The 26,068-nt window shown below is 57.3% G+C and carries 22 protein-coding genes and 1 other annotated feature; of the genes, 10 read left to right on the top strand and 12 right to left on the bottom strand.

Features of this window, described 5'->3' with window-relative positions:
- Positions 1–340: 340 nt before the first annotated feature.
- Positions 341–1,801, top strand: a complete 1,461-nt coding sequence (locus tag G5193_RS03295; RefSeq protein WP_421204942.1) for a KAP family P-loop NTPase fold protein — start codon at positions 341–343, stop codon at positions 1,799–1,801.
- Between the two features lie 33 nt (positions 1,802–1,834).
- On the opposite strand, the gene hisIE is transcribed toward G5193_RS03295, so the two are convergent.
- From hisIE to hisG, 8 genes are read right to left on the bottom strand one after another with little or no spacing between them, the layout of a single operon-like run.
- Positions 1,835–2,485, bottom strand: a complete 651-nt coding sequence (gene hisIE, locus G5193_RS03290) for a bifunctional phosphoribosyl-AMP cyclohydrolase/phosphoribosyl-ATP diphosphatase HisIE (RefSeq protein ID WP_421204941.1) — start codon at positions 2,483–2,485, stop codon at positions 1,835–1,837.
- A complete protein-coding gene (gene hisF, locus G5193_RS03285) occupies positions 2,478–3,251 on the bottom strand; it encodes an imidazole glycerol phosphate synthase subunit HisF (RefSeq protein WP_421204940.1) in 774 nt (257 codons plus the stop codon). Before hisF ends, hisIE begins: the two co-directional genes overlap by 8 nt.
- Positions 3,251–4,012: a 1-(5-phosphoribosyl)-5-[(5-phosphoribosylamino)methylideneamino]imidazole-4-carboxamide isomerase gene (gene hisA, locus G5193_RS03280; RefSeq protein WP_421204939.1), complete on the bottom strand. Its 762-nt coding sequence runs from the start codon at positions 4,010–4,012 to the stop codon at positions 3,251–3,253. The genes hisF and hisA overlap by 1 nt, the downstream gene beginning before the upstream one ends.
- On the bottom strand, positions 4,013–4,642 hold the full coding sequence (hisH, locus tag G5193_RS03275) for an imidazole glycerol phosphate synthase subunit HisH (RefSeq protein WP_421204938.1): 630 nt from the start codon (positions 4,640–4,642) through the stop codon (positions 4,013–4,015).
- Positions 4,642–5,751 carry a bifunctional histidinol-phosphatase/imidazoleglycerol-phosphate dehydratase HisB gene (gene hisB, locus G5193_RS03270; protein WP_421204937.1) on the bottom strand — a complete coding sequence of 370 codons (1,110 nt, stop codon included), beginning with the start codon at positions 5,749–5,751 and terminating at the stop codon, positions 4,642–4,644. Before hisB ends, hisH begins: the two co-directional genes overlap by 1 nt.
- A 15-nt stretch (positions 5,752–5,766) precedes the next feature.
- On the bottom strand, positions 5,767–6,837 hold the full coding sequence (gene hisC, locus G5193_RS03265; protein WP_421204936.1) for a histidinol-phosphate transaminase: 1,071 nt from the start codon (positions 6,835–6,837) through the stop codon (positions 5,767–5,769).
- The gene (hisD, locus tag G5193_RS03260) at positions 6,834–8,159 is read right to left on the bottom strand and encodes a histidinol dehydrogenase (protein ID WP_421204935.1); all 1,326 of its coding nucleotides are present in this window, start codon (positions 8,157–8,159) and stop codon (positions 6,834–6,836) included. The genes hisC and hisD overlap by 4 nt, the downstream gene beginning before the upstream one ends.
- A 12-nt stretch (positions 8,160–8,171) precedes the next feature.
- Positions 8,172–9,068, bottom strand: coding sequence for an ATP phosphoribosyltransferase (gene hisG / locus G5193_RS03255; RefSeq protein ID WP_071910208.1), 897 nt, complete (start codon positions 9,066–9,068; stop codon positions 8,172–8,174).
- Positions 9,069–9,096: 28 nt separating this feature from the next.
- Positions 9,097–9,221, bottom strand: a sequence feature (His leader region).
- 187 nt (positions 9,222–9,408) lie between these two features.
- Here hisG and G5193_RS03250 point away from each other — a divergent pair.
- From G5193_RS03250 to dsr1, 8 genes are all read left to right on the top strand, one after another.
- A complete protein-coding gene (locus tag G5193_RS03250) occupies positions 9,409–9,654 on the top strand; it encodes a hypothetical protein (RefSeq protein WP_047440092.1) in 246 nt (81 codons plus the stop codon).
- Positions 9,655–9,721: 67 nt separating this feature from the next.
- Complete coding sequence (locus G5193_RS03245) at positions 9,722–11,641, top strand: ATP-dependent DNA helicase (protein ID WP_421204934.1); 1,920 nt, start codon at positions 9,722–9,724, stop codon at positions 11,639–11,641.
- A gap of 90 nt (positions 11,642–11,731) precedes the next feature.
- On the top strand, positions 11,732–12,433 hold the full coding sequence (tsaB, locus tag G5193_RS03240; protein WP_421204933.1) for a tRNA (adenosine(37)-N6)-threonylcarbamoyltransferase complex dimerization subunit type 1 TsaB: 702 nt from the start codon (positions 11,732–11,734) through the stop codon (positions 12,431–12,433).
- 118 nt (positions 12,434–12,551) lie between these two features.
- A complete protein-coding gene (locus G5193_RS03235; RefSeq protein ID WP_019446435.1) occupies positions 12,552–13,067 on the top strand; it encodes a Slp family lipoprotein in 516 nt (171 codons plus the stop codon).
- Positions 13,068–13,075: 8 nt separating this feature from the next.
- Positions 13,076–13,954: an alpha/beta fold hydrolase gene (locus tag G5193_RS03230; RefSeq protein WP_421204932.1), complete on the top strand. Its 879-nt coding sequence runs from the start codon at positions 13,076–13,078 to the stop codon at positions 13,952–13,954.
- A gap of 198 nt (positions 13,955–14,152) precedes the next feature.
- Positions 14,153–15,829, top strand: coding sequence for a long-chain-fatty-acid--CoA ligase FadD (gene fadD, locus G5193_RS03225; RefSeq protein WP_421204992.1), 1,677 nt, complete (start codon positions 14,153–14,155; stop codon positions 15,827–15,829).
- A 108-nt stretch (positions 15,830–15,937) separates the two neighbouring features.
- A complete protein-coding gene (gene rnd, locus G5193_RS03220; RefSeq protein ID WP_019446433.1) occupies positions 15,938–17,050 on the top strand; it encodes a ribonuclease D in 1,113 nt (370 codons plus the stop codon).
- Positions 17,051–17,203: 153 nt separating this feature from the next.
- Positions 17,204–20,920, top strand: a complete 3,717-nt coding sequence (dsr1, locus tag G5193_RS03215) for an anti-phage defense-associated sirtuin Dsr1 (protein ID WP_421204931.1) — start codon at positions 17,204–17,206, stop codon at positions 20,918–20,920.
- 70 nt (positions 20,921–20,990) lie between these two features.
- Here dsr1 and G5193_RS03210 read toward each other — a convergent pair whose 3' ends face one another.
- Genes G5193_RS03210 through selD form a run of 3 tightly spaced genes read right to left on the bottom strand, consistent with a single transcriptional unit; the run spans position 20,991 to position 23,807 of the window.
- Complete coding sequence (locus G5193_RS03210; RefSeq protein ID WP_421204930.1) at positions 20,991–21,635, bottom strand: MBL fold metallo-hydrolase; 645 nt, start codon at positions 21,633–21,635, stop codon at positions 20,991–20,993.
- Positions 21,636–21,657: 22 nt separating this feature from the next.
- Entirely contained in the window at positions 21,658–22,773 is a 1,116-nt protein-coding gene (mnmH, locus tag G5193_RS03205) for a tRNA 2-selenouridine(34) synthase MnmH (protein ID WP_421204929.1), read from the bottom strand.
- Positions 22,770–23,807, bottom strand: coding sequence for a selenide, water dikinase SelD (gene selD, locus G5193_RS03200; protein ID WP_043850834.1), 1,038 nt, complete (start codon positions 23,805–23,807; stop codon positions 22,770–22,772). Before selD ends, mnmH begins: the two co-directional genes overlap by 4 nt.
- 409 nt (positions 23,808–24,216) lie before the next feature.
- On the opposite strand from selD, the gene G5193_RS03195 reads away from it, so the two are divergent.
- Complete coding sequence (locus tag G5193_RS03195) at positions 24,217–24,645, top strand: GNAT family N-acetyltransferase (RefSeq protein WP_421204928.1); 429 nt, start codon at positions 24,217–24,219, stop codon at positions 24,643–24,645.
- Positions 24,646–24,679: 34 nt separating this feature from the next.
- Here G5193_RS03195 and G5193_RS03190 read toward each other — a convergent pair whose 3' ends face one another.
- The gene (locus G5193_RS03190; protein ID WP_421204927.1) at positions 24,680–25,864 is read right to left on the bottom strand and encodes an acyltransferase family protein; all 1,185 of its coding nucleotides are present in this window, start codon (positions 25,862–25,864) and stop codon (positions 24,680–24,682) included.
- Between the last annotated feature and the right edge of the window lie 204 nt (positions 25,865–26,068).

Raw genomic sequence — 26,068 nt, 5'->3', positions numbered from 1 at the left:
TCGCTGTGATTGGTTGGCTGAACACGAGGCCAACGTGCATCAACTGCTTTAAATTAAGCACTCTTCACGGCATATTTCTCATTTATTTCCGCAGGTTCTGCGTTATGTCACATGGTTGTAACCTCTGAGCAAATCAAAGGAAATCAGTTGAGTCCATGGTTGTTGAGATAGCTTGCCACCATGTATCGACCCTCTATCATCGGCTCTCGGCAGAGAAGTTGAACAACAGCTAAATAAACCTCCCCAAGTGGCAAAAAGGGTAACGAACAGGTCTTTAGTCAAACTATTTCCTCGGTGTCCCTGATATCATCTCCAGCAACGCAATATGGAGAGATACGAGATGGCAGTGGCACCGTTTAATTGGAATGACACAGTTCAGTGGGACGGGCCGGGGGCCATTGCGGGTAGCGAAGAGAGTTTGAGCGCAGATCGGCTGGATCGCGCCCGCTATGCCGAATTTCTGACCAACTACCTCGCCGCCGAAGGCAAGCAGCGCAACTATGTGCTCAACCTCAATGCCGAGTGGGGGGCGGGTAAAACCTGGTTTATCAAGCGCTGGTATATGGAGCTGAAAGCGCACTATCCCACTGTCTATATCGACGCTTGGCAGCAGGACTTTTCCGATGATCCCTTATTGACGGTGATTTCGTCGATTATCGATCAATTGAGAGATGCAACGGGAAATAAGGTTGCCATACCTGATGGCATCAAGTCCAAACTATTGGGTTTGCTCAAAGTTGGCGGGAAATTGGTGCTCAAGTCAGCCATTAAAAAAGCTGGATGGGAAGATAGTGATTTTTCTGTGGAAGGCGAAGACGCAGATAAGCTGGTTGATACACTTTGCAGCAATCACAAAGAGCGTTATGAATCTATTCAGTATCTTAAACAAGAGATCCGGCAATGGGTTGAGGGAGCTGTTGGTTTAAGTGAAGGAGAACTGGATTATCCCGCATTCATTTTGATAGATGAGCTGGATCGCTGTCGCCCCTCTTATGCAGTAGAGATGCTTGAGACCATCAAGCATATTTTCGATATTCCCGAAGTGGTTTTTGTATTGGCCACGGATACCGAGCAGTTGCAACATTCAGTTAAAGCCATATATGGAGAAGGGTTTAACGCTCAACATTACCTAAGTAGATTTTTTCATAGAAGGTTCATTTTAAACTCAGATTCATTGAAGAATTTTATAGAAAATGAACTTGTATTACTCAGTGTTAATGTGGATGGCATATGGCCATGTTTTAAGAAAAACGCTTCACTAACTGATTTCGTTACGATGATGTTTGAGCATTTCTCGCTAAACCTGAGATTGACTACTCTTGTGTTGGATAGATTAAAAATAGTCTTATTAAGTTATTCAGATGAAAGAGAGTTAAATCTTCCGCTGTTACTTTTCTTGATCTCTTTGAATGAGGTCGATACTAACTTTTACAGTGATGTTGTAAATTTCAGGCTTGATGTTGATGAATTTAAACTGAAGATCAACATGTATGGAACCAAATTACATACTTATATAATAACTGACGCTGAGTGTGTTGATGTTGAGCCCTATTATATCTCTAAAGGGGCTACAGATAAAAGATATATCTATGTTGATCACTTTTTGATTAATTCATATCATTGGATGCGCGCTATTAATCATGGGGAGATTGATATTAGGAAAATCATGGTTGATATTTTGACGGAGGAAGGTGAATATGGTTTTCAAGAAAATGATTGGGTAAGAATGATCTTGTCGGAATTAGAGGATGATATGTCTATATATAGAATTTTAGTTGAGCGTTCTTTTTATCTTAAATGAGTAAAGCCGGGATAACCCGGCTTTACTCTCAGTTTATTTATTATGCCGCTCATAAAGCCGCTGAACCACATCCTGTAATCCCAGCCCCTCGTTTTGCAACAGCACGGTCAGGTGGTAGAGCAGATCGGCGGATTCGTTGATAAGCTCCTCCCGATCCTTGGCCATGGCGGCCAGCGCCACTTCTACACCTTCCTCACCGACCTTCTGGGCGATGCGCTTGGTGCCTTTGCCGTAGAGGCTGGCGGTGTAGCTGGTGGCCGGATCGGCCCCTTTGCGAGAAGCCAGTACCTGCTCCAGCTCTGCCAAAAAACCGAGGGGCGGCAGCGGGTGGCCATTAAAGCAGGAGGTTGTCCCCTTGTGGCAGGTGGGGCCGACGGGGTTGGCGGCAATCAGCAGGGAGTCCTGATCGCAGTCGGTGCTGATAGCGACGAGTTGGAGCACATTACCCGAGCTTTCACCCTTGGTCCAGAGCCGCTGTTTGCTGCGGCTAAAGAAGGTGACCTGGCAGGTAGCCAGGGTCTTTTCCAGCGCTTCGCGGGTCATAAAGCCCTGCATCAGCACCTCGCCGCTGGCGGCGTGCTGGACGATGGCGGGGATCATTCCATCGCATTTTGCCCAGTCGAGTTGCTCGGCAAGGGGGCGCGCGCTGGCGGTTGTATGTGTGTTATCTGAGAAGTTATTCACGGATGGCGACTCCTTCGGTTTTCAGCCAGCGTTTCAATTCGGGAATGGGGATAAGGCCCTTGTGGAACACAGAGGCGGCCAGCGCCCCGTCCACATCGGCGAGGGTGAAGGCATCGCGAAAGTGCGCCATGGCACCGGCGCCGCCGGAGGCGATCAGCGGCACCTTGCAGACGCTGCGCACCAGCTTGAGCTGGTCGAGGTCATAACCCTGACGCATGCCGTCCTGATTCATCACGTTCAGCACGATTTCGCCCGCGCCGCGCTTTTGCACCTCCTGCACCCAATCGAGGGTGTGCCAGGCGGTGGTGCGGGTGCGACTCTCGTCACCGGTAAACTGTTTGACCTGATAGTAGCCCGTGTCGGCGTCGAAGTAGGAGTCAATGCCCACCACCACGCACTGCACGCCAAAGCGCTCGGCCAGTCGGCTGATCAGGGTCGGGTCGGCCAGCGCCGGGGAGTTGATGGAGACCTTGTCGGCGCCAAACTCGAGGATCTGGCGGGCATCTTCGACGCTTTTGATGCCACCGGCGACGCAGAAGGGGATATCGATCACCTCCGCCACCCGGTTTACCCAGCTCTTGTCTACCACCCGGGCATCGCTGGAGGCGGTGATGTCATAGAACACCAGCTCGTCAGCGCCCTCTTCGGCGTAGCGGCGCGCCAGCTCGACAATGCCGCCCATCACCTCGTGGTTGCGAAATTGCACCCCTTTGACCACCACGCGATCCTTCACGTCGAGGCAGGGGATAATGCGTCTTGCCAGCATCAGTTGCCTCCTGTGGTATCGGCTGCGGGGGCTTGCCAGCAGGCGATGGCGTCACCCACCGAGAATTTTCCCTCCAGCAGGGCGCGGCCAAGGATGATCCCCTTGACGCCGGAGCCCTTGAGCGCCTCGATATCCGCGATGCCGCCAATGCCGCCGGAGGCCTGAAAGGCGACGCTCGGGTAGCGGGCGCAGAGATCACGATAGAGCTCGACATTGGTGCCAGCCAGGGTGCCGTCACGGCTGATGTCGGTGCAGAGCACGTGCTTGAGCCCGGCGGGGAGGAAGCGCTCGATCAGCACCTCGATGGTCACCCCGCTGTTCTCCTGCCAGCCCGCCACCGCGATATGGCGATTGCCCTGCTCATCGATATTGACGTCCAGCGCCAGCACGATCTGCTCGGGGCCATATTTCTCCATCCAGCTCGCCACCAGATCCGGGGATTTGACGGCGGTGGAGCCAATTACCACCCGGCTGGCACCGGCGGCCAATAGATCCGCCACATCCTGTTCGGTGCGCACGCCGCCGCCAACTTGCACCGGCGCTTCGGTGGCTGACAGCAGTTGGGTCAGCAGGGGCAGCTGGCGCGCCTTGGCATCCTTGGCACCGTCAAGATCCACCAGATGGAGCTGCACCGCCCCCTGGGAGACATATTCATCGAAGCGGGCCTGCGGGCTGCTGCTGTATTCGGTCTTCTGGTCGTAGTCCCCCTGATAGAGGCGAACTACCTGACCGTTGATAAGGTCAATTGCGGGAATGATCATTCATAGCTCCAGAAAATTTTGCAGCAAACGGGCACCGGCTGCGCCTGAGCGCTCCGGGTGGAATTGGGCGCCAAAGAAGTTGTCACGGGCCACAATCGCGGTAAACGGCTGGCCATAGTCGCAGGTTGCCAGCGTCGCTTCGGTTACCTCCAGCGCATAGGAGTGCACGAAGTAGAAGTAGCTGCCGCTCGGGATCCCCTTGAGCAGAGGATGGGTCTCGTCATGCTCAATCTGGTTCCAGCCCATGTGGGGCAGGCGCAGATTACCCACTTCCATCAGCCGGATCTTGCCCGGCACTATGCCGAGACAGTCGATGAGATCGCCTTCACTGCCATCGGCACTCATGCTCTCTTCGGAGGCCTCCGCCAGCATCTGCATGCCGAGGCAAAAGCCCAGCAGCGGCTGCTTGGCGGCGCGAATAAGGGGCACCAGCCCGCGCTCGTTGAGGTTCTTCATGGCGGCCACCGCGGTGCCGACGCCGGGCAGGATCAGCTTGTCCGCCTGCTCGATATCGGCTGCCTGGCTTGAGACCAGCGGCTGCACATCGAGGCGTTCGAACGCCATTCTGACTGATGCCAGATTGGCGCAGCCAGTATCGATAATGACCAGCTTCTGCTTGCTCACATCCATCACAGCACTCCCTTGCTGGAGGGAAGCTCGCTTCCTTCCACCCGAATAGCCTGACGCAGGGCGCGGCCAAAGCCTTTGAACAGTGCCTCTACCTGATGGTGGGTGTTACCGCTACCCACCTTCATCTGCAATGTGATGGCCATGGCGTCTGACAGCGAGCGGAAGAAGTGGGGCACCATCTCGGTGGCCATCTCGCCCACGTTGTCGCGGCCAAAGCCGCTCGGGCAGTCAAACACGAAGTAGGGGCGACCGCTGAGATCCAGCGCGGTGCTCACCTCCAGCTCGGTCAGCGGGCGCGCATCGATCACTGCCTGCACCTCGTCCATCGCCAGCACAAAGCCGAAGCGGCCGATCCCGCGTTTGTTGCCAAGGGCCTGACGCAGCGCCTGACCCAGCGCTAGCCCCACATCCTCTACCGTGTGGTGATCGTCAATATGCAGATCGCCGCTGACGTTCAGCTTGAGCTGGAAACCGGCGTGGGTCGCTATCTGATCCAGCATGTGATCAAAGAAGCCGATACCGGTGGCGATCTGGTTGCCGCCGCTCTTGTCCAAGTCAACTGCTACCTGAATGCGGGTCTCCTTGGTGTTGCGCTCCACCGAGGCTACGCGCCCCTTGGACAACAGCTGATCACGGATGGCGAGCCAGTTGTGATCCTGCGGGTGGTAGCGAATGCCGCCAATGCCCATATTCTCGGCCAGCTGCAGATCGGTCTGGCGATCGCCAATCACGAAAGAGTTGGCAAAGTCGATGCGACCAGAGGCGAGGTACTCCTTCACCAGCCCGAGGTGGGGCTTGCGGCAGCTGCAGCCGTCGGTGGGAAAGTGGGGGCAGATCAGCACCTGTTCCCACTTCACCCCTTGCGATTCAAACAGGTGCATCATCAGGTCGTGGGGTGGCTGGAAGTTCTCCAGCGGCAGGCTGGCGGTGCCCAGTCCATCCTGATTGGTCACCATCACCAGCACGTAACCGGCGGCCTGCAACTCGCGCAGCACCGGAATGACCATGGGCTCGAAGCGCAGCTTGGCGAGGCTGTCCACCTGCTTGTCGGTCACCGGCTCTTCAATCAGGGTGCCGTCGCGGTCGATAAACAAAAACGGGGTCTTCATCGCTACATCCTTGTTTTAAAGATAGGGAGAGGGCAGATCACGCAATACCGCCAGCACGGCATCCATCTCGCCCTGATAGCCGATGGTGACGCGAATGCTGTTATCAAGGCCCGGCTTGGTCGAGAAATCCCGCAAGATGATGCCGGCAGCCTTCATGGCGGCAAAGACGGCGGCGCCATCCACAAAGCGCACCAGCACGAAGTTGCCCTTGTCCTCGAACACCTCTTTCACGCAGGCAAGCGTTGTCAGCTCTGCCTTGAAGGCGGCTTTTTGCTTGTTGAGCTCTACCACTCGCTCGCGCATCAGCTCCAGTCCCATGGGGGAGAGGGCCTGCGCCGCGATCTGGGCGATGGGCTCGGGGATGGGATAGGGGGCGATCACCTTGGCCAGCATGGCGATCACCTCGGGGCTTGCCAGCGTAAAGCCGCAGCGGATCCCCGCCAGGGCAAAAGCCTTGGAGAGGGTGCGGGTCACCACCAGATTGGGGAAGCGGGCCAGCAGGTCCACCACGGACGCTTCTGGGCAGAACTCGATATAGGCCTCGTCCACCACCACGATGGCGCGATCCCGCGCTTTTTCCAGCAGGGCGATGAGGCCGTCGCGACCCACCAGATCCCCGGTGGGGTTGTTGGGGGAGCAGAGAAACACCAGTTTCACATCAGACAGACGGTCCGCAATGGCGGGCCAGTCTGGCTGGCGGCTGGCGGTCAGCGGCTGCTCAACAATCCCCACGCCACAGGTCTCGGCGCTGATGGCGTACATGCCGTAGGTGGGCGGACAGATGAGGATCTGATCCTCACCCGCTTCGCAGAAGGTGCGAATAAGCAGCTCGATGGCCTCATCGGCGCCTCGGCTCACCAGCACCTGATCCGGATTGACCCCGGCATAGGCGGCATAGCCGTTCACCACCTCGGCCGGTTGGCACTCGGGGTAGCGGTTGAGACGGCTTCCCTCGATGGTGAAGGGATAGGCCTGCGGCGCCTCGTTGGCGTTGAGCCAGACGTGACCCTTGCCGCCGATGCGGCGGGCGGATTGATAAGGGGTGAGGGCCCGCACCACGCGGCGCGCCAGATTGGCAATACTCATAACAAATCCTTCTGCTGTGCTGTTTGTTGGGGCGCGGCGGCCAGGGCGTTCAACCTGAGGGTGACGGCATTCTTGTGGCCATCGAGCCCCTCGGCCTGGGCGATGCGCTCGACTATAGGGCCAAGGCCGCGAATACCTTCGGTGCTCAGCTCCTGCACCGTGTAGCGGCGCTGATAATCGGCAAGGCCAAGGCTGGAGCAGGTGCGGGCATAGCCATAGGTAGGCAGAGTGTGGTTGGTGCCGCTGGCGTAATCGCCGACTGATTCTGGTGTCCATGCTCCCAGAAAGATGGAACCGGCATTCTCAAGCTGGTCCAGCAGCTCGCGGGGTGCGCGGGTCTGCACAATCAGGTGCTCCGGCGCGTAGGCGTTGGAGATGGCACACGCCTCGGCCAGATCGTCACAGAGGATCACCAGACTGCTGCCGAGCGCCTGCGCGGCGATATCGCGGCGGCTCAGTTTGGCCAGCTGGCTCTTGATCTCCCCTGCGATGGCATCGGCCAGCAGCGGTGAGGTGGTCACCAGCACCACCTGGCTGTCGGGGCCATGCTCGGCCTGGGAGAGCAGATCCGCCGCCACGAAGGCGGGGTTGGCGCTCTCGTCGGCAATCACCAGCACCTCGGAGGGGCCAGCTGGCATGTCGATGGCAGCGCCGCGCCAGTCGCGGGAAACCTGCCCCTTGGCTTCGGTCACATAGGCGTTGCCCGGGCCGAAGATCTTGTCCACCTTGGGAATGCTCTCGGTGCCGTATGCCATCGCCGCGATGGCCTGGGCGCCGCCGATGGCGAACACCTTCTCGACCCCGCAGGCGCGGGCGGCAAACAGGATCTCGTCGCTGGCGGGGGACGGGGTGCAGAGCACCACTTCACGGCAACCGGCGATAGCCGCCGGAATAGCCAGCATCATCACGGTGGAGGGGAGCGGCGCGCTGCCGCCAGGCACATAGAGGCCGACCCGGTTGATGGGCTGGGTGCGCAGCTCGCACACCACCCCGGGCTGGGTTTCTACCCGTACCACTGGCGGCACTTGCGCGGCGTGGAAGGTGCGAATATTGGCAATGGCCGCTTCGATGGCGCTTTTTATCTCGTCATCCAGCCGCGCGCAGGCGGCTTCAATCTCGGCCTCGCTAACGCGCAGCTGTTCACGGGGGGCGCGCTCGAAGCGCTGGCTCAGCTCGCGCAGGGCCTCATCGCCACGGCTGCGCACAGCGGCGATGATATCTCGCACCACGGCGCCGATATCCGCCTCGTCACTCAAGGCCGGTCGGGTCAGCACGTCGGCCTGCTGGGCGGGGGAGAGGGTTTTCCAGATCAGGGTCTGCATGATATCCCTTCCTTATTCCATCATTTTTTCGATGGGCAGCACCAGAATGGAGCTGGCACCCAGAGCCTTGAGCTGCTCCATGGTCTCCCAGAACAGGGTCTCGCTGGAGACGACGTGCAGCGCCACCTGATTGGTGTCACCGGCCAGTTGCATGATGGTGGGGCGCTCGGCACCCGGTAGCAGATCGGTGATGGCATCGAGCTTGTCTTTGGGGGCGTGCAGCATGATGTACTTGCTCTCGCGGGCCTGCTGCATCCCCTGAATGCGGGGCAGCAGTTTGTCGATGAGCTTCTGCTTGGCATCGGACAAGGGGTTGGGGGCCTGTACCAGCACCGCTTTGGAGCGGTAGATCACCTCCACCTCTTTCAGGCCATTGGCTTCCAGGGTCGCGCCGGTGGAGACCAGATCGCAGATGGCATCGGCCAGGCCCGCGCGGGGCGCCACTTCCACCGAGCCGCCCAGCATCACGCTCTTGAAGCCAAGGCCCTTTTCATCAAAGAAGCGCTTGAGCAGCCCGGGGTAGGAGGTCGCGATGCGCTTGCCGGCAAGGCTCTCTGGCCCTGTGTAGGTCACATCTTCCGGCACCGCCAGCGAGAGGCGGCAGCCACCGAAGTCCAGCTGCTTGAGGGTTTTGACCTCGAAGGGCAGTCCCTGTGAAGCGCGAATAAGCTGCACCTCTTCCAGCACGTTCTCGCCGATGATGCCAAGGTCGACCACCCCTTCCATCACCAGACCCGGGATGTCGTCATCGCGCACCCGCAAGATATCGATGGGCATGTTCTCGACATGGGCGATAAGGCGCTGCTCGCGCAGGTTGATTTTCAGGCCGCAGCTCTTGAACAGGGCTTGGGAGTCCTGGCTCAGACGACCGGACTTTTGCATGGCGATACGCAGACGTTGTGTTTCCATTGCTCGATTTCCTTCTAGTCAAAAACGAAAAAACCCTCGGAAGTGGGTGCTTCCGAGGGTTTATGAATCTTGCGGTCCTTTTGGAAGTCACCAGTTAAGTGTCTTCCAGCAGTCAACCTCCTGAAAGACTAGTCGGGATGATGATGGTGGTGATGAGTCTTCAGGGTGGTGAACTTCATGTAATCAATCCTTTACAAAATAAGATGTCGTAATTGACGCCTGATTTAAACTACCTGCCTTGACAGAAAATGCAACCCGAAATTGTGATTTGATCGATTAAAGTGGCGAAAACGGTTTTCTGGTCGATAACTAGACAATAACCCCTGCAGGAGTCGCCATCATGCCCAGCCAGGACCTGTTGTTCCCCATTTTGCCCCGGGCACCTGCCGCGCCCGGCAGCGAAGAGATCAAGCGGGAAGTGAATCAGATCAGCAAGAAGCATCAGCTGCGCAAGACCAGCACTGACAACAGTGATTCTCAGCAGCGCCAGCAGGCGTATAACACGCCCGCCAAACGTGATCAGCCCAAGGCGGAGGAAGGTGATCACAAGCCGGATCCCGAGCATCAGATCGATCTGTTCGTCTAGGCAGATTATCTGTCCCGCTTTTGCCGCGCTTTTGGCATAATGGCCGCTTTTGCTGCGGGACGCCCTTTTGACCATCCAGACCCTGTTCAAGCCAGATGGCCCTCTGGCCAGCCATATCGACGGTTTCAAAGCCCGCGCTCCCCAACTGGAGATGGCCGAAGCGGTCGCGCGCGCCATCAAAAGTGGTGGCCGTCTGCTGGTGGAGGCGGGGACTGGTACCGGCAAGACTTACGCCTATCTGGTGCCAGCGCTGAAATCCGGCAAACGGGTGGTGATCAGCACCGGCTCCAAGAACCTGCAGGAGCAGCTCTTCTATCGGGATCTCCCGACCATCACAGGAGCGCTCTCCTACACCCCGCCGGTGGCCTTGCTCAAGGGGCGCAGCAACTATCTCTGCATCGAGCGGATGAACCGGCTCTTGAGCGAATCCCATCTGCAAAAGCCTGAGATCCTGAACGATCTGGTGAAGGTCAAATCCTGGTCTACCGCCACCGATAACGGCGATGTGGGGGATATTCCGGGATTGCAGGAGAACGCCGAGATCCTCGCCCACGTCACCAGCACCAACGACAACTGCCTCGGTCGCGACTGCCCCTATTACGACGACTGCCATCTGGTGGTGGCCCGACGTCGAGCCATGGACGCCCAGGTGGTGGTGATCAACCACCACCTCTTCTTCGCCGATATGGCGGTGAAAGACACCGGATTTGGCGAGTTGGTGCCCGAAGCGCAAGTCTATGTCTTTGACGAGGCACATCAGCTGCCGGAGATCGCCACCAACTACTTCGGCAAGTCGGTGGGCAGCCGAACGATTCAGGATTTGGCGCAGGATATCCAGCTTGCCTATCGGGCCGAGGCCCGCGACATGGCCCAGCTTGGCAAGGCGGCAGACCGGCTCGCTATCGCCAGTCAGGATTTACGGCTCGCCTTCGGAGTGGATGGCGGTCGCGGCAATACCCGCGACATGCTGCGCCAGCCGCTCTGGGGTCAGGCCTTGGCTCGTCTCAACGATGCTATCGGGCTCTGCTACGAGGTGCTGAAACTGGCTCTCGGCCGGGGCGAGCAGCTGGATCACGCCTTCGAGCGCATCAGTGAATTGCGCACCCGCTTGGGTGAAGTGCTGGCGGTCAACCAGACCGGTTTCTCCTACTGGTACGACTGCTCGCGGCTTCATTTCACCCTCAATCTGACGCCGCTATCGGTGGCCGAGCGATTCAGTGCCGAGGTGCAAAGACCGGAAGTGGCCTGGGTCTTCACCTCCGCTACCCTGACGGTGGATATGCGGTTTGATCACTTCAAGGCCGAGCTGGGGCTGGCGGGCAGCGCCGAGCTGATCCTCGACAGTCCGTTCGACTATGGCGAGCAGGCGCGGCTCTGTGTGCCCCGCTATCTGCCGGAGCCCAACGCCTTTGGCCGTGGCGAGCAGCTGGCCAATCTGATGATCCCGCTGATCAACAAGACACCGGGCGGCTGCTTCTTCCTCTGCACCAGCCATCAGGTGATGCGTCAGGTGGCCGAGGTGCTGCGCCGGGAAATTGGTCGCACCGTCTTGCTGCAGGGGGAGGATAACAAGCAGCGGTTGCTCAAGGAGTTTGTCGAGAATGGCCGCGCCGTGCTGGTGGCGACCAGCAGTTTCTGGGAGGGGATCGACGTGAGAGGGGCGGCGTTGTCGTGTGTTATCATCGACAAACTGCCGTTTGCCAGCCCTGATGATCCGCTGCTCAAGGCGCGGGTGGATGATTGCAAACTCAAGGGGGGGGATCCCTTCGCCGAGCTGCAGTTGCCCAAGGCGGTGATTGCCCTCAAACAGGGGGTGGGACGGCTTATTCGTGATCGCAGTGATCACGGGGTGCTGGTGATCTGTGATCCACGCATGGTCAACAAACCTTACGGCGCCACCTTTATCAAGAGTCTGCCCGCCATCCCCCGTACCCGGGAGTTGGGAACGCTGGGGCGTTTTTTCGATCGCACTGAACGCGGTGAATAAGTGTGCCGCCAGCTAACAGATTTGAACAACGGGTGAGCGTATCTCGCTTGCCGGTTATGTAATTGACTGATTTTATAGAGATTGGAAAGCATGAACGAGTTGAAGATCCTGGCCGTTGATACCGCCACCGAAGCCTGCTCCGCCGCCTTGCTGGTGGGTGACAAGCTGTTCTCCCGCTGGGAGGAGGCGCCACGGGATCACACCCGAAAAATCCTGCCCATGGTTCAGGCTGTGTTAGAGGATGCCGGGATAAGTTTGAGTGACCTCGATGCCATTGCGTTCGGTCGCGGCCCGGGCTCCTTTACTGGCGTGCGGATCGGCATCAGTGTGGCGCAAGGTCTGGCGTTTGGTGCGGGTGTGCCGCTGATTGGCATCTCGACCTTGGCCGCTATGGCGCAAGGCGCCTATCGACTGGATGGCGCCGAGCAGGTGCTGACCGCCATCGATGCGCGGATGAACGAGGTATATTTCGGCCGCTATGAGCTCATTGATGGCCGCATGCAGCTGGTGGGGGACGAGGTGGTGAGTGAGCCCGCGGCGCTGGTTGATGCCCGTGGCAAGCTGACGGGCCCTGTGACCTGCGTCGGCACCGGTTTTGAAACCTATGGCGAGACCCTGAGTGGTCTGGCCGATGAGCTGGCGGTGAGCCAGGTGCGCTTCCCGGCGGCAGAGGACATGCTGCCGCTGGCCCGCGACGCCTGGCTGGCGGGGGAGGCGGTGCCTGTGGAGCAGGCGACGCCGGTCTATTTGCGTGACAAGGTGACCTGGAAAAAACTGCCGGGTCGCGAATAAGGGCAGGAGCGCTGACGTCATGTCGCTCTTGCCGCTCATCAGCTGCAACACAATCGGGTGGCCCGACGGGCCACGCCGGCAACGGGAGAGTGACATGATGTGTAAGTCCAGAAGCGACATGATGAAACGCACTATGGTGGTCGGGGCGCTGGCCCTGCTGCTCGGGGCCTGCAGCTCGGTCCCCAAGGAGCTGGCCTATGAGCCAGAGAACCAGCTGGTGGCCTATCAACCCGCCCTTGGCGGAATGGAGGGCAAACCGGCCCGCTGGAGCGGCGTTATCTCTGCGGTGCACAACAAGGCGGATCAGAGCGTTATTGAAGTGGTCTATCTGCCGCTCAAGTCCAACGGTGTGCCGGAGCAGACCGAGCAGAGCCCGGGCCGTTTTCTGGCCATCATGAAGGGTTTTGTCGATCCGACCCTCTACGCCAAGGGGCGCAGTCTGACGGTGCTTGGCACCATAGGCCAACCGGTGGATAGCCAGATTGGCGAGCACAAGTACCGCTTCTCGGTGCTCAATGTGACGGGCAGCAAGCTATGGCCGCCAGTCAAGGAGGTAGAGGTTCGCTATATGGACCCCTACTTCTACGACCCCTTCTATGATCCCTTCTGGCCGAGACGGCCGCTGCGTCGCTAAGGCTTGCCATGATTAACGTTATGATGAGCTCCATGCACGAGAGGCTGCTGACCCTGGCAGATGGGCGGCGGGTAGCCCTGCTGGATAACCAGTCTGCGGAGCATGATCAGCAGGACAAACCCCTGTTGATCGCCTTGCATGGCTGGCTCGACAACAGTGCCAGCTTCTTGCCGCTGGCGCCCCATCTGGGGGATTTTCACCTCATCTGTGTCGATCTGCCGGGACATGGTCACTCCGATCACAAAACCACCCCTTATGTCTTTGTTGACTGGCTGGACGATCTCTACCAGATCGTGCAGGCGGCAGGCTGGTCGCGCTTCACTCTGCTCGGTCACTCCCTCGGGGCGCTGATCGCCTCCGCCTATGCCGGGGTGTTCCCCGAACAGGTGGAGCGGTTGGTCATGCTGGAGGGGCTGGGGCCGCTGAGCCAGCCCGATGAGGAGGTACCTGCCCAGCTGCGACGTGCAATTTTAAACCGCAGCCGCACCCGGGAGCGCAGTGCCAACGGCTTTGCCTCCATCGATGAGGCTGTCGCCGCCCGTTGCAAAGTGGCGGATATCACGCCGCAGGCGGCGCGTCTTATCTGTGAACGGCAGCTTGAGATGAGGGCAGGGCGCTGGCACTGGCGCAGCGACCCCCGCTTGCGGGATCTGTCGCCCCTGAGAATGAGCGAAGGACAAGCCCGGGCACTGATGGCGGCTATCCGTTGTCCGGTGCTGTTGATTCAGGGGGAACAGGGCTTTGCTGCGCTTGAAGCCCAATGGCAGGCCCGTCAGGATGCCTTCCAGCAGATCGAGCGGGTCATATTGGGTGGAAACCACCATTTTCATATGGAAAATTCGGTTGATACGGCCGTTTGTATCGTAAAGTTTTGTCAAGTTCGGTAGAATCGCCAGCTTTCAATAATTCCAGGTTTGTTTTCTCCCTCACATTTTTCTGTTGTTAATTTGCTGTTAATTGATGTTGCGCTGTGTAAATATGTGCGGCATTAGAGCATCAGCTTAAAACAACCGATTAAAATGGATGTGAACCGGGACGGAGGCAACACAGTGAGCGCACAGGTGCTAGTTATGCAGGAGAAGTTTGTGGAAAAAGTCTGGCTGAAACGTTATCCGGAAGGGGTCCCCGCCGAGATCAATCCAGACCAATACAGCTCCCTGGTCGAGATGTTCGAATCCTCGGTAACCCAGTTTGCCGATCAGCCCGCCTTCGTCAACATGGGCCAAACCATCACCTACCGCCGGCTGGAAGAGCAGTCCCGCGCCTTTGCTGCCTACCTGCAAAACGAGCTGAAGCTGGAGAAAGGGGATCGGGTTGCGGTGATGATGCCTAACCTGCTGCAATACCCCATCGCCGTGTTCGGTATCCTGCGCGCCGGCATGATCGTGGTCAACGTCAACCCGCTCTATACCCCGCGCGAGCTGGAGCATCAGCTCAAAGATTCGGGTGCCAAGGCCATCGTCATCGTCTCCAACTTCGCCCATACCCTGGAAAAGGTGGTCTACGACACCCCGATCAAGCACGTTATTCTGACCCGGATGGGGGACAATCTGGGGCTGGCCAAGGGCACTCTGGTCAACTTCGTGGTCAAGTACGTCAAGAAGTTGGTGCCGAAATACAATCTGCCCCACGCCACCACCATGCGTCAGGCCCTCTCCAAGGGGCGTTTCCTGCAGTACATCAAACCGGAGATCACCAACGACGATCTCGCCTTCCTGCAGTACACCGGTGGCACCACCGGCCTCTCCAAAGGGGCCATGCTGACCCATCGCAACATGATTGCCAACGTCGAGCAGTGTCTCGGCGTCTACGGCCCCATGCTGGAGCGCGGCAAGGAGTTCGTGGTCACCGCATTGCCCCTCTATCACGTCTTTGCCCTGACCGTGAACTGCCTGCTCTTTATGCGTATCGGCGGTTACAACCTGCTGATCAGCAACCCGCGCGACATCCCAGGCTTTGTCAAAGAGATCAAGAAGTACCCCTTCACCTGCATTACCGGGGTCAACACCCTGTTCAATGCGCTGGTCAACAATGAAGAGTTTCAGGGGATCGCCTTTGACAAGCTAAAGCTGACCATCGGCGGCGGCATGGCGGTGCAGCGCGCGGTCGCGGAGAAGTGGAAGACACTGACCGGCACCCCGCTGCTGGAAGGCTATGGTCTGACCGAGTGCTCACCACTGGTGAGCGTCTGTCCCTACGACCTCACTGATTACAATGGCTCTATCGGTTTGCCGGTCTGCTCTACCGAGATCCGTCTGGTAGATGACAACGGTCAGGTGATCCACGACCTCGGCACCCCGGGCGAAATGCAGGTGCGCGGCCCGCAGGTGATGGTTGGCTACTGGCAGCGCCCCGAGGCGACTGCCGAAGTGATGCAGGATGGCTGGCTCTGTACCGGTGATATCGCCGTGTGCGACGAGCAGGGCTTCTTCAAGATCGTTGACCGCAAGAAGGACATGATCCTGGTCTCAGGTTTCAACGTCTATCCGAACGAGATCGAAGATGTCGTCGCTCTGCACCCGAAAGTGCTGGAAGTGGCCGCTGTCGGCGTGCCGCACAAGGTCTCCGGCGAGCTGGTGAAGATCTTTGTGGTCAAGAAAGATGCAAAATTGCAGGATGACGAGATTATTGCCCACTGCCGCAAACATCTGACTGCCTATAAGGTGCCGAAACTGGTAGAATTTCGTGACGAACTTCCCAAGACCAATGTGGGCAAGATCCTGCGCCGCGTACTGCGCGACGAGGAGATTGCCAAGCAATAACCGGACTGTGGCTGCAGAAGCCTCTGCAAACCAGCACCGTCGTTATGCAAAACCGTGGGTCATCCCACGGTTTTTTCTTTTTGGCCCTGATCAACCTCGCAGGCACAGATGCACTATCAACTTATCACTCAGCAAGACGAACTTGAGCAGTATCTCGCTTCTCTGGCCGACGTTCCCCTGGCTATCGATACTGAATTCGTTCGCACCCGTACCTACTACCCCCAGCTTGGCCTGTTCCAGATCTATGACGGCGAGCATCTGGCGCTGCTGGATCCGCTAACGCTGGATCTCTCCGCCCTCTGGCAGCGACTGGGCCGGGAAGGGCAGATCGCCATCCTGCACGCCTCTGGTGAAGATCTGGAGCTTATCCAGCATCAGGCGGGCCACCTGCCCAACCAGATGCACGACACCCAGCTGGCAACCGCCTTTCTCGGTTACGGTGTCTCGGTCGGCTTTGGTGCGCTGGTGAATGAATTCCTTGGGGTCGAGCTGGAAAAAGATCAGGCGCGCACCGACTGGCTGGCACGCCCGCTTACGCCGCGTCAACTCGAATACGCGGCGGCGGATGTCTTCTACCTGATGCCTCTCTACGAGAAGGTGATGGCCAAACTGCGGGAAAGCGGCAAGTTTGCCTGGTTCGAGCAGGAGTGCCAGAACCACTCCGCCCGCAAGACCCAGGGTAGTGATCCCCGTCAGGCTTATCTTGAAATCGTCAACGCCTGGCAGCTGGGTCGCCGCGAGCTCGCCATTCTGCGCGAGCTGGCCGCCTGGCGCCAGCAAGAGGCGGTGCGCCGCGATTTGGCTCTGAACTTCGTGGTCAAAGAGCTGCACCTGTTCAAGGTGGCAGAGCGTCGTCCTGCCTCCCTGCGGGATCTCAACGAGCTCGGCCTCTCGCCCATCGAGATCAAGATCCACGGCAAGCGGATGCTCGATATTGTCGCCAAGGCGCAGCAGAGCGATCCTGACAGCTGGCCCGAGCCCATTCGCCGGCTGGTGGACTTCCCCCAGTACAAGGCCGAGCTCAAGCGCATCAAGGCTATGGTGGAAGAGAAGGCCAAAGCGAGTAATATTCCGCCCGAGCTGATTGCCAGCAAGAAGATCATCCACCAGTACTTCACCTGGAGCTGGCGGATGAATGACGAAGAGCGGGCCCGCAGCGACAAGCCGATGCTGCTGCAAGGGTGGCGTCATGAGCTGGTAGGTCACCTGCTGGCACAATAAGCCACCAGACGGTTGCACCTATAAATCAATCCTCACCCTCGGGTGGGGATTTTTTATTGGACGAAAGCTAGAAATGGGTTCGCCGATCGAGGGGGGTATTGCGGTACCATATTCCAGTCAAGCCACCGTATCTACTGGATAGGAAACAGGAAAATGCAATTTATCCCCAATGGCCCCGATATTCCCAATGAGCTGCTGCATGCCCATGAAGAGGGACGTGTGTTGTTTTTTTGTGGGGCGGGCATTTCCTATCCAGCGGGTTTGCCTGGATTCGGTGAGCTCGTTATTAGGATGTCAAAGCATGCAGGCGAGCCATTAGATAGGTCTGAGCAAGACATGGTCACACAGGGTGGACTTGATCGCGCAATCGGACATTATGAGAAGCGCATTCAAGGCGGGAGAGCTGCGGTACGTCGTGGTTTACCATCCTGCCTGACTGCTGATTTATCAAAGCCACGAGCTCTCACTACTCATCTTGCTTTGCTGACTCTTGGCAAGGATAAAAAAGATAACCTGAAACTCGTTACCACTAACTTCGATACCTTGTTTGAAAAGGCGGGGAAATCACCGATAACCATTCATCAGGCCCCACCCTCCCGATCCCGTTGGAATGGAGTGGTGCATTTGCACGGACGTATGCCAGATTCAGCCTCAGAAGAAGACCTTGATCAGCTGATCTTGTCTGATGGCGATTTTGGACAGGCATATCTTACTGAAGGTTGGGCAGCTCGGTTTGTCGCTGGCCTATTCAGAGATTACACACTCTGTTTTGTCGGTTACAGCATTGATGATCCTGTATTGCGATATATGACCGCCGCCCATGCATTGGATGGTTCACGGAAGATTTTTGCTTTTGCATCCTATAAACGTGATGAATTGGATATCACGAAGCAGAAATGGCAAGACAAACATGTCATCCCCATTATGTATGACGATGTAAATTATCATCGCATGTTACATCAGACTTTGCATGTATGGGCATCTATATATCGTGATGGTGTAAGGGGCAAGGAGCGATTAGTTGCTCGGTATGCATATAAGCAACCCAATCAGAGTTCGTCACAAAACGACTTTGTTAGTCGAATGCGATGGGCTTTAGCCGATCCATCAGGCTTGCCCGCCAAATGCTTTGCCCAGCTTAATCCGACTCCATCACTGGACTGGCTTGATGTATTTACCAGCAAATGTTTTGGTCACAATGATTTAACATGTTTTGGTGTGCAACCGCAGGGTAAAATAAATGAAAGCTTGAGCTTTAGCTTGCTACAACATCCTGCTTCCTATATGTCTGCGCCAGCCATGAGTGTGGTTACAAATGGCTTGTCAGGCGATTGGGATGAAGTGATGCCACCTTTGGCATATTGGCTTACTCGCCACTTGGGGAACCCAAAATTACTACTTTGGGTTGTCTCAAATGGAGGTCAATTGCATAGACGATGGCGGAGGTTAGTGGAAAATGCCTTATCCCGCTTTGATTCAATGATGTGTGACGGTCAGTTTATCGAAATTGACGAAGTCAAGGATCAGTCACAGTATGCAATTCCAGACCCTATGATGCGCACCTTGTGGCGTCTGTTGCTGCTTGGTCGGATAAAGTGTTCAGATTGTGATAGAAATATTTTTCAGTGGATGTCGCGCTTGGGAAGAGAACCATCAAATGTGATGTTACGTTTGGAATTGCGGGAGTTACTTGCGCCTAAAATAGCGTTGAGAAAACCATATAATTTAAGTAGTAACAAAACGGACCAAGAACCAATAAATGTTCGGGATCGGGTAGATTGGGAACTCGTGCTTGCCGCAGATAATGTGAGATATGTGATTTCACATGATGTAAATAATCAACAATGGAAAACAGCCTTACCTTATTTTCTGGACGAACTCCAACAACTGCTCCGCGATGCACTGGATCTGCAGCGTGAACTGAATGATGCCAGCGAGTATCGAGACTTTTCTTATTTGGCACTGCCTTCCATTGCTCTATATGACTCCCATAGTGGTCATTATGACTGGCTTGTTCTTGTTGAATTACTGCGCGAAGCTTGGTTAATGGTACTGAAAAGTGAACGAGTACAAGCAATCAATATTGCGCAATCTTGGTTCTCTTTACCTTATCCCCTCTTTAAACGTTTAGCCTTATTTGCAGCCAGCCAGGAGGACTGCATCTCATCTGAACTGTGGTCGGAATGGCTACGCTCTGATAATGGACGGTGGCTTTGGGCCAGCGATACTGAGTCCGAGATGTTAAACTTATTTGAAGCGCAAGGAAAGTTACTGACAGGAAATGCTCAAGCACAGCTGGAGGCGGCTATTTTGGCCGGGCCACCATCTGAGTTGGAATCAACACGAATATATATCGAACACTCCATTTGGCAGCTATTGGCAAAGTTGAATGATTCAGGGCTTGTGTTGGGAAAAGAGGCAGCAGAACACTTCGCCATACTATCCAACCTTCATCCCGAATGGGGGGCAGAGGAAAGTAACGGCTTCGCTAGTGATCGCGGAGATGATGATATTGTTCCCCGAAAGCGTAAGTTATTGGTCGACTGGATGAAGCAACAATCATCTGGAAGGATGGATTCTTATCGAGATGGATGGCGTGATGTGTGCCGTACCCGTTTCTTTCACACCCTGCTAGCTCTGTATGACCTTTCGCAAGAGGGGGAGTGGCCTGTCGACCGATGGCGAGTCGCTCTGCAATGTTGGTCTGATGAAAAAATGCTGCTTCGTTCATGGCGATTCGTTGCTCCATTAGTGCTAACAATGCCCGAGCCTGTGTTGCTACAAATAATCCATGCAGTAACTTGGTGGATAGAGAGGGCAAGCACCCAAGAGCATAACGACAAATCCATCATTGCCATTTGTCATCGTATATTGGTGCTTCCAATGGAGGTCGATGCTGGGAGTCGTACCATTCGTAATGGAATTGAGGTTGATGATCCACTTGGTTCTGCCATTAACCATCCCGTTGGGCATATTACTCAAGCATTATTGAACCAGTGGTTTAAACAGCAGCTGAACGATAATGACGGACTGCCTGCCGATTTGGCTCCAATATTTACAGAGTTATGTGATACCACTGTTGCGGTATTTCGTCATGGTCGCATAGTACTCTGTTCTCGATTGATTACATTTTTCCGTGTGGATCAAGAATGGACGACTCAAATCCTGTTGCCTCTGCTCGATTGGGAGAATCAAGCTGATGCCAATGCATATTGGCAGGGTTTTCTCTGGTCACCCCGTCTTTACCTTCCTTTATTAATGGCCTTTAAACCACATTTGCTCGCCTGTGCTGGCCATTACAATCAACTGGGCGAACACAGTCAGCAATTCGCAACATTTATGACGTATGTCGCCTTAGCACAAGCTGATGGTTATAAACCAGAAGAGTTCCGTGCAGCGATTGAAGTGATGCCACCTGAGGGATTCCAAAGTGTTTTGCATGCACTGGTTCAAGCGCTTGATGGCGCGGGTGAGCAGCGTGAGGAGTACTGGATAAACCGAGCCAAGCCTTTTTGGCAAAATATCTGGCCTAAATCCAACGCATTCTTCACGAGTAAAATCGCTGAAACTTTGGCCAGATTGGTCATTGCCGCTCGCGGTGAGTTTCCGGATGCATTAGCGACAGTTCATGCTGGATTACAGCCGATTCAAAACACTCATTACGTTATACACCTTTTGCATCAATCAGGCTTATGCAAACAATTCCCTACACATGCATTGTCTTTGCTGAACGCTATTATCGCTGAGCCGCAGTGGGTATCAGACGAGTTGGGTTTATGTCTGACAGCGATTGTGCAAAGCGATCCGCTTCTTGAGGAAAATCGTGATTACCAGAGGCTTCTCGGTGTCGTCCGGATAAAGACATTGTGAGTGATATGCACCAGGGGATTGCAGCGTAACGAATTGAAAAGGCAGCGGCTAACACCGCTGCCTTTTTTGATCACCAGATAGGCTGGGTCAGGTAGGGGTTGCTCACCTTCTCGCGACCGAAGGTGGAGCTGGGGCCGTGGCCCGGGATAAAGACAATCTCGTCACCCAGCGGCAGCAGGGTCTCGGTGATCGACTTGATCAGCGTACCGTGATCGCCACGGGGGAAGTCGGTGCGGCCGATGCTGCCGGCAAACAGCACATCGCCAACCCAGGCGAGTTTTTCGGCCTGGTTCAGCAGCACGATATGGCCCGGGGTGTGGCCTGGGCAGAAGTAGACCTCCAGCACGCACTGGCCAAGCTGCACCTTGTCACCTTGTTCAAGCCAGCGATCCGGTGTGAACGCGGGGGTATGGGCGAAGCCGAACATCTGGCTCTGCTGGGGCAGCATGTCGAGCCAGAAGGCGTCCTCCTTGTGGGGGCCGGTGATGGCGACGCCGGTCTTTTCCCGCAGCTCGGCGGCGGCGCCCACATGATCCAGATGACCGTGGGTCAGCAGGATATGAGTCAGGGTCAGGCCGCGCTTGGCGATGGCGGCCAGCAGTTTGTCCGCTTCGCCGCCCGGATCGATCAGTGCCGCCTGACGGGTCTCGTCACACCAGATGAGGGAGCAGTTCTGGGCGAACTGGGTGACCGGGATCACCTCGAATTTCAACATAGAGTTCCTCTCTTGGGATGGGTCAGCCGCGCAGCGCGCTGGCATGCTGCTCGGCGAAATAGTCGAGACAGGCCTGCTTGTCACCGCGAAACACGATGCGCTCCTGCTTGTTGCCAAGCTGATAGAGATACATGGGGTCGTAGTAGCGGGTCAGCAGCAACGTGATCCAGGCCAGATGCAGCCCGGTATCGCCGCTCTTTTCCTGCTCGGTGAGAGCGGTTTGCATCAGGGCATCCAGCTCGCGGTGGGCCAGATCGCCAAGACGGCGCTTGAGACGGGCCAACGCATCGGTGAGATAGGCGGCAAACAGCGGCCATCCCTCTTCTTGGCCATACATGGCTTGATAGCGCAGCCAGAGATCGTGCACGTAATCTTCTCGGATCTGCTCGGCGCGATCGATCTGCGGTACATCCACCACCACCAGCGGTGCCTGACTCATGGCCTCATGGAGGGAGAGGGGCAGGCAGCAGCGGCCAATCAGGCGGCTCTCGTCCTCGACCACGAAGGCATGCTCGCCCTGATGGCGGCGCTTGAGCAGCTCGATGGCCATGTTGTTTTCAAAATTGATGTTGCTGGGCTGGCCGCCGGGCAGCTGACCAAACGACGAGCCCCTGTGATGGGCGTGTCCTTCCAGATCGAGCGCCTGAGCTACGTGGTCCAGCATATGGGTCTTGCCGGAGCCGGTCATGCCGGTCAGCACAGTCCAGCGGCACTCGGCAGAGGCCTTGTCCTGGGTGTCGATCAGGAAGCGGCGCAGCTCCTTGTAGCCACCGGCGACGCGGGGGCGAGTCACCCCCGCTTCAGCCAGCCACTGTTGTACAGTTTGCGAGCGTAGGCCGCCGCGAAAGCAGTAGAGCAGGGCATCGGGCTGCTTGCGCAACTGCGCCAGCCAGCCTTCGAGTCGTTCGGCACGCACTGCTCCCCCCACCAGCTTGTGTCCAAGCTCAATGGCGGCGGCCTGACCCTGCTTCTTGAAGCAGGTCCCCACCTGGGCGCGCTCATCGTCTGTCATCAAGGGCAGGCTGGTCGAGCAGGGGAAGGCCCCCTCCTTGAACTCGATGGGGGCGCGCACATCAATCAACGGCACATCGTCCAAAAAGAGTTGGGCGTAGTCCGTGGCCAGTGGCAATTCACTCATTGGACAATCTCGATAAAGCGGGAGCCCTCAAGGGGCTTGATCTGGCCGATGGGCGAGAGCGCAAGGCCAGCTTCGCGCGCGATGGCGAGCAGCTCGGCTTCGCTCTCTTTACCCACGGCGACCAGCAGGCCGCCACTGGTTTGCGGATCGCACATGATGTTGCGGGTGCGATCGTCCATGGCATCCAGCTTGTGGCCGTAGGAGTCGTGATTGCGCAGGGTGCCGCCCGGGACGCAGCCCTCGGCGAGGTAGTAATCCACCTCGTCCAGCAGCGGCAGCGCCTTGAAGTCGAGGCGGGCGCTGACATTGGATCCCTCGCACATCTCCAGCAGATGGCCCGCCAGACCAAAACCGGTGACGTCGGTCATGGCGTGGACACCCGGCAGCTCGGCAAAGCGCTGGCCAATCTTGTTGAGAGTGCACATGGCGTTGGGGGCCAGTTGCTCGTGTTCAGGCTTCAGCTTGCCCTTCTTCTGGGCGGTGGTGAGGATACCGATACCGAGGGGCTTGGTCAGATAGAGGGTGTCACCCACCTTGGCGGTGTCGTTCTGCTTGATGGCATCCAGAGGCACGATACCGGTGACCGCGAGGCCGAAGATGGGCTCTGGGGCATCGATACTGTGACCACCGGCCAGCGAAATCCCCGCTTCGTGGCACACTTGACGGCCGCCGTCGATCACCTGCTGGGCCACTTCCGGCGCCAGGGTATTGATGGGCCAGCCGAGGATGGCGATGGCAACGATAGGCTTGCCGCCCATGGCGTAGATATCGCTGATGGCGTTGGTGGCGGCGATGCGGCCAAAGGTGAAGGGGTCATCGACGATGGGCATGAAGAAGTCGGTGGTGGAGACAATGCCCTGACCGTTGCCGATATCGACCACGGCCGCGTCATCCTTGCTGCTATTGCCAACGATCAGGGTCGGGTCGTTGAAGCCCGGGATCTGGCTCTTGAGAATGGTGTCGAGCACCTTGGGAGAGATTTTGCAGCCACAGCCAGCGCCGTGGCTGTATTGGGTCAGACGAATGGAAGACATACTTACCCCTTTTATTTGCAAACAGAGCAGAGGCTCTGTGGAGCCGTCTTGGTCAATGGGCGGCCTTGTAGAGAGGAAGACAAGAAGCCGCAAATATGGGTGGCCTCGGTGCCAACAGGGGCAGCGATGACTGGCAGTTATGAAGGACCGCCAGGCCAGACGGGGAAGAAAAGGGCGACAAGGTGCGCCAGCGCAGCCCCGCCAAGGGCCACAGGACGGGGCATTATGCCACATTTGCCCCTTGGGGTTCGAACAGGAATTCACATAAACAGCAGGGAATTGCCCGCACTTGCTTGTCATCGGGCTGGAACCGCCGCGCACTGCTTGATTGCAGTACAGATGCAGCCAAGAGAACGTCAATTGAGAGCAATGGCGCACGCAACCACTGCGTCATCAGGAGGAGAGCTTAGTGACCACCACATTTTTGGTTAACCACCCCATTACCACGGCGCAGTTTGCGGCGTTGTTGGCGCAGACCTCGCTGGGAGCGAGACGGCCGCTGGACCGTCCCGCCACCCTGCAGGGCATGCTGGATAACGCCAATTTGCTGATCACCGCCTGGCAAGGCGAGACCCTGGTCGGTGTGGCCCGCTTGGTGACCGATTTTCATTTTTGCTGCTACCTCTCGGATCTGGCGGTGGCCGAGTCGGTGCAGGGGCAGGGGATTGGCAAAGCCCTTATTCGCGAGACGTTTTTGCAATTGCAGCCGGGCTGCAAGCTGATCCTGCTGGCCGCGCCGCAGGCGGTGGCGTACTACCCCAAGCTCGGATTTAGCCAGCACCTGAGCGCCTGGGTGATGAGCAGTCTGGATGAACTGGTACTGGATGAGTTGGCATAAGCCCGTCAACTCATCCAGACAGGGTGAGATTAACTTATCCGGCTTGCTCCAGCGCCGGTTGCCGTGACTTGCCCCAGCGGCGCAGGCGCCGTTGCAGTGGCCGCTCCAGCAGGTTGTAGCTCAACGCCGAGAGCCCGATCAGCACCGCCAGCATCAGCAAGGTTGCCACTACCCCCAATAGCGGATTGGTCTGGCCATACCACCACTCGGTGAGCCCCGGTGCCAGATAGTGGATAAGTTCGCAACCGGTGAGCAGCACCAGCGCATGGAGCAGGTAGATGGAGTAGGAGAGATCTCCCAGCCAGTTGGTGAAGCGGTTATCCAAAAGGTGCAGCAGCGGGCTCTGGCGCTCCCCTTGGGCGGCGGCAATCCAGATCAGCAGCACGTAGGAGGCGATCAGCAGCAGGGTCAGCTGCGGCGTCATGGCGAACTGCATCAGCGCGAAGGGCAGCACAAAGGCGATCAAGAGCGGCAGATCATGCTTCATCATGGGCGAGCCTTTCGCGGCCTTCACCCTCGGCAGCAGCCAGAGGCCGAGCACAAATTCACTCACCCCGCGTCCCACTGCAAGCGCGCCGCTGGTGACATCCAGGGTGCTGCGACTGTGCACGATAAAGGCCAGCACCGTCAGCGCCAGCAGGGGGGCGAGATGGCTCCAGCGAGTGCGGGTCACCGCCAGCGGGATCAGCAGCGGGAACAGCAGGTAGCTTATCCACTCTACGCTCAGGGACCAGGCGGCGAAGTTCCAGGTCAACCCGTGATCGGTTACCACCTGCAGCAGCAGTAAGGCGCTGGGCAGCGCTTCGGCTGGCGTGAAGGGGGAACCGAAAGGCGGCATCCCTTCCCACTCCCACATCTTGAACAAGGGGCCGGCGTAGAAGCCCACCCCGTGCTGCGCCTTGTAAAGCTCCCAGCCGACCAGCAGCAGCAGGGTCACCAGATAGAGGGGGTAGACGCGGGTCAGCCGCAGCCAGAGAAAACGGCCATAGCTCACGGTGCGGGGTGCGCGGGTAAAGGCCTCGCCATAGACATGGGCCAGCACCACGCCGCTCAAAATAAAGAACAGGTCGACCCAGAGGTAGCCATTCTCGATGAGCAGGGTGTGGCCTGCGATCGGCTCCATCCACTGGGGAAAGAGCAGCAAGCGGGCATGGAATAGCACCACCATCAGGGCAGCGATGCCCCGCAGCGGCGTTAACAGCGGCAATGATTGATTCATAACGGGATCCCTTGTGATGTTCAGCTTGGCCTGACATCGATTTTTGTTGTTGTACCGTCCATCAATCCTGATGGGACGGTTGCCCCGGCTTGGCTGCCGCAGGCGGGATCACACTACGGAAATGAGAGCCATACGGGTGTGATTTAAATCATAAATGTGCAGTTATTGTGCAAAAAAATTTAAACAGATAAGAACGTGGGACGC

The organism is Aeromonas sp. 601027, assembly GCF_049174455.1.
Lineage (GTDB): Bacteria > Pseudomonadota > Gammaproteobacteria > Enterobacterales > Aeromonadaceae > Aeromonas > Aeromonas veronii_A.
Note: the sequence above shows the minus strand (reverse complement) of the source record. Positions and strands in the feature narration are given on the sequence as shown.

Coding starts and splice junctions, on each gene's coding strand:
- G5193_RS03295 (WP_421204942.1), top strand. CDS start 341: ATGGCAGTGGCACCGTTTAATTGGAATGACACAGTTCAGTGGGACGGG.
- hisF (WP_421204940.1), bottom strand. CDS start 3,251: ATGCTGGCAAGACGCATTATCCCCTGCCTCGACGTGAAGGATCGCGTG.
- hisA (WP_421204939.1), bottom strand. CDS start 4,012: ATGATCATTCCCGCAATTGACCTTATCAACGGTCAGGTAGTTCGCCTC.
- hisH (WP_421204938.1), bottom strand. CDS start 4,642: ATGGATGTGAGCAAGCAGAAGCTGGTCATTATCGATACTGGCTGCGCC.
- hisB (WP_421204937.1), bottom strand. CDS start 5,751: ATGAAGACCCCGTTTTTGTTTATCGACCGCGACGGCACCCTGATTGAA.
- hisC (WP_421204936.1), bottom strand. CDS start 6,837: ATGAGTATTGCCAATCTGGCGCGCCGCGTGGTGCGGGCCCTCACCCCT.
- hisD (WP_421204935.1), bottom strand. CDS start 8,159: ATGCAGACCCTGATCTGGAAAACCCTCTCCCCCGCCCAGCAGGCCGAC.
- hisG (WP_071910208.1), bottom strand. CDS start 9,068: ATGGAAACACAACGTCTGCGTATCGCCATGCAAAAGTCCGGTCGTCTG.
- G5193_RS03250 (WP_047440092.1), top strand. CDS start 9,409: ATGCCCAGCCAGGACCTGTTGTTCCCCATTTTGCCCCGGGCACCTGCC.
- tsaB (WP_421204933.1), top strand. CDS start 11,732: ATGAACGAGTTGAAGATCCTGGCCGTTGATACCGCCACCGAAGCCTGC.
- G5193_RS03235 (WP_019446435.1), top strand. CDS start 12,552: ATGATGAAACGCACTATGGTGGTCGGGGCGCTGGCCCTGCTGCTCGGG.
- G5193_RS03230 (WP_421204932.1), top strand. CDS start 13,076: ATGATTAACGTTATGATGAGCTCCATGCACGAGAGGCTGCTGACCCTG.
- rnd (WP_019446433.1), top strand. CDS start 15,938: ATGCACTATCAACTTATCACTCAGCAAGACGAACTTGAGCAGTATCTC.
- dsr1 (WP_421204931.1), top strand. CDS start 17,204: ATGCAATTTATCCCCAATGGCCCCGATATTCCCAATGAGCTGCTGCAT.
- G5193_RS03210 (WP_421204930.1), bottom strand. CDS start 21,635: ATGTTGAAATTCGAGGTGATCCCGGTCACCCAGTTCGCCCAGAACTGC.
- mnmH (WP_421204929.1), bottom strand. CDS start 22,773: ATGAGTGAATTGCCACTGGCCACGGACTACGCCCAACTCTTTTTGGAC.
- selD (WP_043850834.1), bottom strand. CDS start 23,807: ATGTCTTCCATTCGTCTGACCCAATACAGCCACGGCGCTGGCTGTGGC.
- G5193_RS03190 (WP_421204927.1), bottom strand. CDS start 25,864: ATGAATCAATCATTGCCGCTGTTAACGCCGCTGCGGGGCATCGCTGCC.